Annotated in this window: 3 protein-coding genes; all 3 read left to right on the plus strand. The window is 63.7% G+C overall.

Features of this window, described 5'->3' with window-relative positions; genetic code table 11:
- Positions 1–1135, plus strand: a 1135-nt coding sequence (locus WCE35_RS04135) for a lytic murein transglycosylase (RefSeq protein WP_424592072.1), incomplete at its 5' end; no start/stop codon positions are given.
- Positions 1136–1240: 105 nt separating this feature from the next.
- Positions 1241–1744 carry a DUF1993 domain-containing protein gene (locus WCE35_RS04140; protein WP_424592073.1) on the plus strand — a complete coding sequence of 168 codons (504 nt, stop codon included), beginning with the start codon at positions 1241–1243 and terminating at the stop codon, positions 1742–1744.
- 216 nt (positions 1745–1960) lie between these two features.
- Positions 1961–3061, plus strand: coding sequence for an alkene reductase (locus tag WCE35_RS04145; protein WP_424592074.1), 1101 nt, complete (start codon positions 1961–1963; stop codon positions 3059–3061).
- Positions 3062–3064 lie beyond the last annotated feature (3 nt).

Below are 3064 nucleotides of genomic sequence, written 5' to 3' on the forward strand. Positions count from 1 at the left end.
CTTCCTCGCCGAGTTGAAGCAGCAGGCGGTCGCGGCCGGCGTGTCGCCGCGCACGCTCGCGGATGCGACGCCCTACCTCGTCTACGACCAGGGCATCGTCAACCGCGACCGCGGCCAGCGCGTATTCGGGCAGATCTTTACCGAGTTCGCCGGCCGCATGGCCGCGCCCTACCGGATGCAGCAGGGCCAGGCGCGGATCAAGACCTACGCGGCCGCGTTCGCGCGCGCCGAGAAGGAATATGGCGTGCCGCCGGCGGTGATCGCGGCGTTCTGGGGGCTCGAGAGCGATTTCGGCGCCAACATGGGCAACCTGCCGACCTTGCGCTCGCTGGTGTCGCTGGCCTATGACTGCCGCCGCTCGGAAATGTTCGCGAAGGAAACCATCGCGGCGTTGAAGATCATCGACCGCGGCGATCTCTCGCCGCCCGAGATGGTCGGCTCCTGGGCCGGCGAGCTCGGCCAGACGCAATTTCTGCCGACGCATTATTTCAACTACGCGGTCGATTACGACGGCGACGGCCACCGCAACCTCTTGCGCAGCCCGCCCGACGTGATCGGCTCGACCGCCAACTACATCGCCAACGGACTGAAATGGCGGCGCGGCGAGCCGTGGCTGCAGGAAGTGCGCGTGCCGCCAAATCTCGCGTCAGGTTTTCCCTGGGACCAGGCCGATCTCACCATCAAGCTGCCGCGTTCGAAATGGGCGCAGTTCGGCGTCAGCTATCCCGACGGCAAGCCGCTGGCGAACGACGACATGCCGGCGTCGCTGCTGTTGCCGATGGGCCGGACGGGTCCGGCGTTTTTGGCCTACGCAAATTTCGCCGCCTATACCGAGTGGAATAATTCGCTGATCTATTCGTCCACCGCCGGTTATCTCGCGACCCGCATCGCCGGCAGCCCGCCGCTGCGGCCTCCGTCGGCGCCGGTCACGCAATTGCCGTTCAATGAGATCCGCGAATTGCAGCAATTGCTGGTGCGCTCAGGCTTCAATGTCGGCAAGGTCGACGGCGTGCTCGGCCTGCAGAGCCGCGGCGCGATCAAGGCGATGCAGGTCAAATACGGCCTGCCCGCCGATTCCTGGCCGACCGCCGAATTGCTGGCACGGATGCGCGGTGGGCCACGACAAAGTAACTGACGATGACGGGCTTGTGATATCAGTTGTACTTTCCCCTCCGCGGCCCCATTTCGAGCCGCAGGTCCCCGCACCGAACGATATTCCACAACGTGAAAAGAGCATCCGATGTCCTTCTACGACGCCACCGTCCCGACCTTCCTGCAAATTCTCGGTAGCCTTTCCGGCCTGCTCGGCAAGGCCGAGGCGCATTGCAAGAACAAGAATATCAATCCCGAGGTCCTGCTCGGCGCGCGGCTCTATCCGGACATGCTGCCGCTGACGCGCCAGGTCCAGATCGCCTGCGATTTCGCCGCCAAGAGCTGCGCCCGACTCGCCGGCAGCGAAGTGCCCTCCACCCCCGACACCGAAAAGAGTTTTGAGGAGCTGAGGCAGCGGCTTGCGAAAACCATCGACTATGTCAAATCGTTCAAGCCGGCGCAGTTCGACGGCGCCGACACGCGGGAGGTCACCTTCCCCGCCGGCCCGAACAACATGATGACGCTGAAGGGCCGGCAGTTCCTCAGCAATTTCGCGTTTCCGAATTTCTACTTCCATGCCGCCATCACCCACGGCATCCTGCGCCACAACGGCGTCGAAATCGGCAAGCGCGACTTTCTGGGGGTGAACTGACGCTCGCCGTCATTCCGGGGCAGTCCGCCGGACTGAACCCGGAATCTCGAGATTCTCTGATGTGCAATTGCACATCATAGTTCGCGCTTTGCGCGCCCCGGAATGACAACAGGTATCTTGCGCAGCTCACCTGCGCGCCGCGAATAGCTCAGGGCATTGCGCTGACGGCTTCAATGCCCACCTCTGCCGCATCCATTCATTTTTACGGAACCAGACATGAGCCCGCCGACCAAACTCTTCGAGCCCTTCAAGCTTGGCCCGATCACGCTGCCCAACCGCGTGGTGATGGCGCCCCTGACCCGCAACCGCGCGGTCACCGGCATGGTGCCCAATCCGCTGGCGATCGACTATTACGGGCAGCGCGCTTCCGCGGGCCTGCTGATCACCGAAGCGAGCCAGGTCTCGCAGCAGGGCCAGGGCTACCAGGACACGCCCGGCATCTACTCGAAGGAACAGGTCGCGGGCTGGCGCAAGGTCACCGACCGCGTGCATGAGCAGGGCGGCCGGATCTTCATCCAGATCTGGCATGTCGGGCGCGTCTCGCACACCTCGCTACAGCCGAACCACGGCGCGCCGGTGGCGCCATCGGCGATCCGCGCCAAAGGAAAGACCTTTGTCAACAACACTTTTACCGAAATCTCCGAGCCGCGCGCGCTGGCACTGGACGAGATCCCCGGCATCATCGAGAGCTTCAGGCGCGGCGCGGCCAATGCGCTGGAGGCCGGATTCGACGGCGTCGAAATCCACGGCGCCAATGGCTATCTGCTCGACCAGTTCGCCAAGGACGGCACCAACAAGCGCACCGATGCCTATGGCGGATCGATCGAAAACCGCGCCAAACTGATGCTCGAGATTTCCAGGGTCGTCGCCGCAGAAGCCGGCGCGGATCGGACCGGCATCCGGATTTCGCCGGTGACGCCGGCCAATGATGTCTCCGACTCCAACCCGCAGCCGCTGTTCGATTACATCGTCGATCACCTCAATGCGCTGAAACTCGTCTACATCCACGTCATCGAAGGCGCCACTGGCGGCCCGCGCGACAACGCGCCGTTCGACTACGCGTCGTTGCGCAAGCGCTTCAAGCAGGCCTATGTCGCCAACAACGGCTACGATTTCGATCTCGCGACCAAGGTGCTGGCGGCCAACGCCGCCGATTTGATCGCGTTCGGAAAGCCGTTCATTGCCAATCCCGACCTGGTCGAGCGTCTCAAGAAAGGCGCGCCGCTGAATGCGCCGGACAAGGCGACGTTCTATGGCGGCGGGGCGAAGGGATATACGGATTATCCGGTGCTGGAAACGGTGGAGGCGGCGCAGTAAGGG

Source organism: Bradyrhizobium sp., assembly GCF_049691595.1.
Lineage (GTDB): Bacteria > Pseudomonadota > Alphaproteobacteria > Rhizobiales > Xanthobacteraceae > Bradyrhizobium.